General features: G+C 33.7%; 4 protein-coding genes. All 4 read right to left on the reverse strand.

Annotated elements, in window-relative coordinates; translation table 11 throughout:
- Window positions 1-7 precede the first annotated feature (7 nt).
- Window positions 8-1,138 (reverse strand): tRNA guanosine(34) transglycosylase Tgt, encoded by a 1,131-nt coding sequence (gene tgt / locus N2251_RS01455; protein ID WP_260584905.1) that lies wholly within the window; start codon window positions 1,136-1,138, stop codon window positions 8-10.
- Window positions 1,139-1,262: 124 nt separating this feature from the next.
- Window positions 1,263-2,150: a 23S rRNA pseudouridine(2604) synthase RluF gene (rluF, locus tag N2251_RS01460; protein ID WP_260584906.1), complete on the reverse strand. Its 888-nt coding sequence runs from the start codon at window positions 2,148-2,150 to the stop codon at window positions 1,263-1,265.
- Window positions 2,151-2,215: 65 nt separating this feature from the next.
- Window positions 2,216-3,163 (reverse strand): PorP/SprF family type IX secretion system membrane protein, encoded by a 948-nt coding sequence (locus tag N2251_RS01465; protein ID WP_260584907.1) that lies wholly within the window; start codon window positions 3,161-3,163, stop codon window positions 2,216-2,218.
- Window positions 3,164-3,165: 2 nt separating this feature from the next.
- Complete coding sequence (locus N2251_RS01470) at window positions 3,166-6,414, reverse strand: T9SS type B sorting domain-containing protein (RefSeq protein ID WP_260584908.1); 3,249 nt, start codon at window positions 6,412-6,414, stop codon at window positions 3,166-3,168.
- Between the last annotated feature and the right edge of the window lie 144 nt (window positions 6,415-6,558).

The raw sequence follows: 6,558 nt of genomic DNA on the forward strand, positions 1-6,558 counted from the left end.
AATTATTTTATAAACGATTATCCATTTGTTTCACCATTTTATCTTTCCACTCTGTAAAGTCTCCTTCTAAAATGTGTTTTCTTGCTTCTCTTGTTAACCATAAATAGAAACCTAAATTATGAATAGATGCAATTTGTTTACCAAGCATTTCTTTTGCTGCAAAAAGGTGACGTAAGTAAGCTTTAGAATACATAGTATCTACCCAAGTAATCCCCATTTCATCGATAGGAGAAAAATCTTGTTCCCACTTTTTGTTCTTAATATTTATAGATCCGTGCGCTGTAAACAACATACCGTTACGTGCATTACGTGTTGGCATTACACAATCGAACATATCTATACCTAAAGCGATGTTTTCTAAAATATTTATAGGTGTTCCTACGCCCATTAAATAACGAGGTTTATCTTCAGGTAAAATAGCCGTAACTATTTCTGTCATTGCGTACAACTCTTCTGCTGGCTCCCCTACTGAAAGCCCTCCAATAGCGTTTCCTTGAGCGCCTACCGAAGCTATATATTCTGCTGATTGCTTTCTTAAATCTTTATAAGTACTACCTTGTACAATAGGAAAAAATGTTTGTTCATATCCATATTTAAAAGGCAATTTTTCTAAATGATTTACACATCTTTTTAACCAACGATGTGTCATATGCATCGAGCGTTTCGCATAATTATAATCACAAGGATATGGCGTACATTCATCAAATGCCATAATAATATCGGCTCCAATGGTACGTTGCGTTTCCATTACATTTTCTGGGGTAAAGAAATGCATAGAGCCATCAATATGGCTTTTAAACTTTACACCTTCTTCGTTTATTTTTCTTCTTCCAGAAAGTGAATATACTTGGTATCCGCCACTATCTGTTAAAATATTACGATCCCAATTCATAAACTTATGCAAACCTCCTGCGGCTTCTAAGGTTTCTAATTTTGGACGCAGGTATAAATGATACGTATTTCCAAGAATAATATCTGGGTTTATCTCATTTTTCAACTCTGATTGATGTACACCTTTTACAGTACCTACGGTACCAACTGGCATAAATATTGGAGTTTCTATTGTTCCGTGATCGGTTGTAATAACACCTGCTCGTGCTTTACTTTTTGGGTCGGTTGTTTTTAAGTCGAATTGCATAAGGGACAAAGATACGCTTATTTAAGAATTGGAAAAGTAAATAAAATCATAATAATTAGTAAGTAAATAGTTGTTGTGTAAATTTTACATTTATACTTACAGCAACTTTCTTTATACAGGCTTTTTATTTACGTTTACGTCCAAATTTTTGATTAGAATTTCTTTTTGTTTTAGGAGAGTTTTTTCTAAAAGTTGCACTTTTTTTATTAAAGTCATCTTGTTTTTTCACTTCCTTTTTCTTTGGTTGTTTTGGCTTTTTTTTCTCAACAACTGTTGATGCTTCCTCTGTTTTAGATGAATTAGCAATCATCTCATTGATTTGCTTCATTTCATCTTCGGTTAGTTCACGCCAATCTCCCGTACTTAATTTACCCAAAGCTACATTCATAATACGCTCACGTTTTAACTTCGTTACTTCGTATTCTAAATATTCGCACATTCTACGTATTTGACGATTTAATCCTTGGGTTAAAATAATTTGAAACGTAAAATCGTTTATTTTTTTAACCTTACATTTTTGCGTTACGGTTCCTAAAATAGGAATTCCATTTCCCATTCTTGTAATAAAATCGTCTGTTATTTTTTTATCCACCGAAACAATGTATTCTTTTTCGTGATTGTTTCCGGCGCGTAAAATTTTATTAACAATATCACCATCATTGGTTAAAAATATTAGTCCTTCAGATGGTTTATCTAAACGACCAATAGGAAATAACCTTTCTGGATGGCCTACAAATTTTACAATATTTTTTTTCTCTTTACTATCTGTTGTACAAACAATACCTACAGGTTTATTTAAAGCTATATATAAGGTTTTAGGTTTAGGTTCTAATAAACGACCATCTACTCGCACCTTATCTCCTTTAAAAACTCTATTACCCAATTGTGCAACATTTTTGTTAATTGTTACTCTACCTGCTTGAATAAATTTTTCGGCATCTCTACGAGAACAGATACCTGTACTACTAATAAATTTATTTAAATTGGTTGAAAGTTGATTCTTGTTTTCCATTACTGCAAAGAAAAAGAAAATCCTCAAGTTTTAGCTTGAGGATCTTATTATATTATTTTGTTTTTTTAAAAAATCATCATTTTTTGGGTACAACGTGCTAAACTAGGTCTTCTTTCATAATCAAAACCAAGTGTAATCATGTGTGTACCGTAATTAAAATCTTGTGTTTTATTCATGTTTACACTAAAACCGTATGACATGTATAAGTTATCTTTTTTTAACCCTACCAATGGTGCAATTGCATTGGGTACAAAAAACTGATCGTTTAAGAACGTATAACTTAAACCTGCCCAAACATAACCATCATTAATTCCTTTTCTTACTTTAACATTCATATCGGTTCTCGATCTTTGATCTGCCTCATAATATTCAATAAACATAGACGGTTCAATTTCTATTCTATTACTAAACTTTGCAATAACATATGAACTAAAAAGAGTAAACCTTCTTAAAGATTCTGGCTCATTGGTTGTTAAATTATCTACTTTTTTATTTAGTAAATTATTTGCATTTGCACTTATACTAAATCGTTCGTAACGATATAACAAACCTACATCGAAATTAGAATTTGTAACCGATCTGTTAGGAACTGCTTGCCCTGAGTTATTATCAGAAGTATCAATACCAAATTGAGTAAAATTATAACTAATACCGAATGATAAAAAACTATCATGAAAATTACTTAACGTTAAGTGACTTGCCAGCGATAACTTGACTCCTTTTTGAGTGGTGTATCCATTTTTATCATTAAAAAAAGTAATACCTCCTCCAAATCGATCTGCTAAACGTGCTTCTACCACTAACGATTGTGTATCAGGTGCATCTTCAACACCTATCCATTGGCTTACCCCATTTAATCTAATTTTTAAACCACTACCAATACCTGCATAACTTGGAGATATTAAAAATGGATTATCTGCCAGGTGACTTATATACTGAGGCAAATTAATTTCTTGAGCTGATAACTTTACACTAAAAATTACGATGCTTATTGCTATTAATATCTTTCTCATTTTTATCTGTATAATGTAAAGTGACCCATTAGCTTTTTCTCTTCTCCTGATAATTCATTATAATAAATAGTATACCAGTAATCTCCTGCTGGTAATGGTTTACCATCGTAAGTACCATCCCATCCTTGTACAAAACCTTGATAACTTGTAATCTTACGAGCATACCTATCAAAAATTAACACTCTAATATTGTGATAAGGTTCTACATCTAAAGGATACCAGTAATCGTTTATTCCATCACCATCAGGGGTAAATAAATTTAATACTGTAATACTAATATAAACACCGTTAACCGTTAAGGTAACTTCACAACCTCGTGCGTCTCTTACTGTTATGGTATACACTTTGGTTTGTAAGATTAAGAACTCATTCTCTTCTCCATAATCAACACCATCCACAGTAAAGTTATAAGGTGGCAATCCAAAATTAACATCTGCTATTAATTTATTCTTCTGAGAATCATCAATAGTCATTGTTAATGCTTGATATGTCTGAATGTCGATACGATCACTCATCGAATTTTCTGAACATGTAGATCCTACAAGTCTTGCAGAAACATAGTAACCATTCCCTGCTGCCACATCTATAAACTCACCTGTGTTATTTGTTGTAACTGGATTACCTAATCCATCATATAACGTATAAGACATGTTATTCTTATACTTGTCGGCTACAATTGCTTTAATTATATTTCCTGTCGGACAAGTATATTCAAAATCAACAGTTAATGCCAAGTCTACTGGAGTTCCTGTAGTTAACCTAATTGGTGCTGGTGCATTACAATTTGCACCACTATCTCTTACCGTAATATAATATGCTTCATCACCAATAATACCTTCAGCAGCTCCTAAAACAACTGTATTTGTATTATAAGGTGTTGCCAACTCTACATTATTAATACTTATAAAATAAGGTTGTAATCCCCCTTGTACATCTAAAGTAATAACTGGCGTTGCGTCATTAATACATGCTTGTTCAGCTACAGATGTTAAAGTTGCAGTAAACTCTGCTGGTTCTGTAATTATTACAGGTATTGTTTCTGTACATCCCAACTTGTCTTTAACTGTAATTATATAAGAACCTGCTGCTAAACTACTAAACACATTATTGGTTACAAATTTAATTGCTGGGTCTGAACTAATATTATATTCATAACCTGTTAAGTTTCCTCCTGACGCTAATACCGTAATCGTACCATCATTAGCGCCATAACAAGTTACATTGGTATGTGTTTCAGCTACAGTTAATAGTGCTGGCTCTGCTATTGTATCTGGGCTTGTTACCGCTGTACATACAACATTAAACCTATTAGTGCTTCTTACTCTAATATGATAATCACCGATTCCTAAACCTGTAAATGTATTTGAACTTTGCCAAGGTGCTACTACAGTATTACTTGGATATTCTTCTAGTTGATATTCATAATTACCAAAACCTCCGGTTACATCTGCAGATAAAACTCCGTTATTATCTCCATTACAAGTTACAAATCCTGATATTACGTTTAACGTAGGTGTTAATGTTTCATAAGCATCAATACTAACCGCAACATCATCTACACAATTATTAGCATCACGTACATAGAAAACGTGATTTCCTGCGCTTACACTTGTAAACGTATTACTTGCCATATAAGTAACGCCGTCATCACTAAACATATAAGTACCTGTACCACCTGCACCTGCTAATTCAACGGTTGCTGTTGAAACTGCACAAGTAATATCTGCAGTAATGTTTACAGAAGCTGCTACTTTTATAGGATCTATAATATCTACGTCTTCTCTGTATTCACAACTATATTTACTATCTCTAACAATTGCTTGATACGTTGCTCCTGCAGGTAAATTCTCAAAAATATTTGATGTTTGCTCAACTTGTGATCCATCTGGGTAGATTAAAATATAAGTATAACTTCTTACCGAAGTATCTTGAGTTTGACCTCCCATTACATTGGTTATCTCAATACTTGCAGTGTATTCACCTTCACATTGATTTTCCACTAAATTTACATCTGCTGCCATTGGAGTTGTAGCATTTAAATCGAAATTAAATGTAGCTAAACAACCTCCTGCATCTCTAACCGTAGCAGTATAACTACCCGCAACTAAACCTGTAATTCTAGCATTAGTACTAAAGTTTTGAATTGGTGTACCTGGTGTTACATTGTTTATCAATTGATACTCATAACCAGAAAAACCATTGCTACCTGTTAAGATTACTTCTCCTGTACTTGTATTACAACTAATATATGTAACAGCTCCATTTAATGCTAATGCCGCCGTAGGTGTTCCAATAGTAAACTGATTTGTGCTTATCGTACAGAACGGTGTATTTGTCATGGTTACCGATACATAATAGGTACCTGCCAATAATCCTGTAACAGTTTCAGTTGTTCCTCCATTAATTCCTGTTCCTGTAATTGGAGTTGCTAATGAATTTCCTGAAGTATCTAATACTTCGTAATCATAAACTCCGCCATACGTTGTACTCGAATCAAAACTGATATCGATACTTCCGCCTGCTGCTCCAAAACAAGTTGCTTGCGGATTATTTGCAATTACCGTATAACTTGGTTCCGCTCCTACAATGTATTCTTTTGTAAACACACAACCTGTATCTGGATGCGTTGCTGTTACCTCATACGTTCCTGTTGGTAAGTCTGTAAAGTTTGCAGAACCTGTTCCTAATACTACTATTTGAGCTGCACGCGTTACTGGACCACTTATTATTTCATAAGAAACACCATCAATATCTGTACTTGTTTTTACAACGATATCTTCGCCTGTTAAACAATCTATTTGTTTTAATGGTGATGTAATAAGTATATCTCCAATAGGATCGAATGCCTCAATTACGGTTGATCCTGATAATGTCATACAACTCGCACTATCTACTACTTCTAAATAATATGATCCGCCCGTAACATCTGTTATTGAAAATTCATACGTAGTACCTGTTACTGTTACTGTCGTAATTTCAATATCATCAGCTAAATTTACTGGCGTTCCATTATCATTATATAATTTAACACTTGAGTAAACAGTAGTTCCTCCTGATACTCCAAATGTATCTTCTGCTCTAATACTTAACGTGGCATTGTTTACATCATTTGCTGTTGTACATCCAAACTGAACTGCCGTTGGAGCATTTGCTGTTAATACTGGGTTATCATTTACGATAATATTTGGCGCATCGGTTGAACATCCATTAGCTCCCTCAACAGTTACTGTATAGGTTCCTGCTGGTAGCATTAGTTACTGATGTAGTGAATACTGATACTACTGCTGGTAATATTTCAATCGTTCTTACTACCGGACAATTTGGTGTTGCTCCTGTATCTGTTACTTTTACCGTATACCTATCTGCTATTGTAGGGTTAAATGTGTATGGATCAC

The organism is Tenacibaculum haliotis (genome assembly GCF_025215075.1).
Lineage (GTDB): Bacteria > Bacteroidota > Bacteroidia > Flavobacteriales > Flavobacteriaceae > Polaribacter > Polaribacter haliotis_B.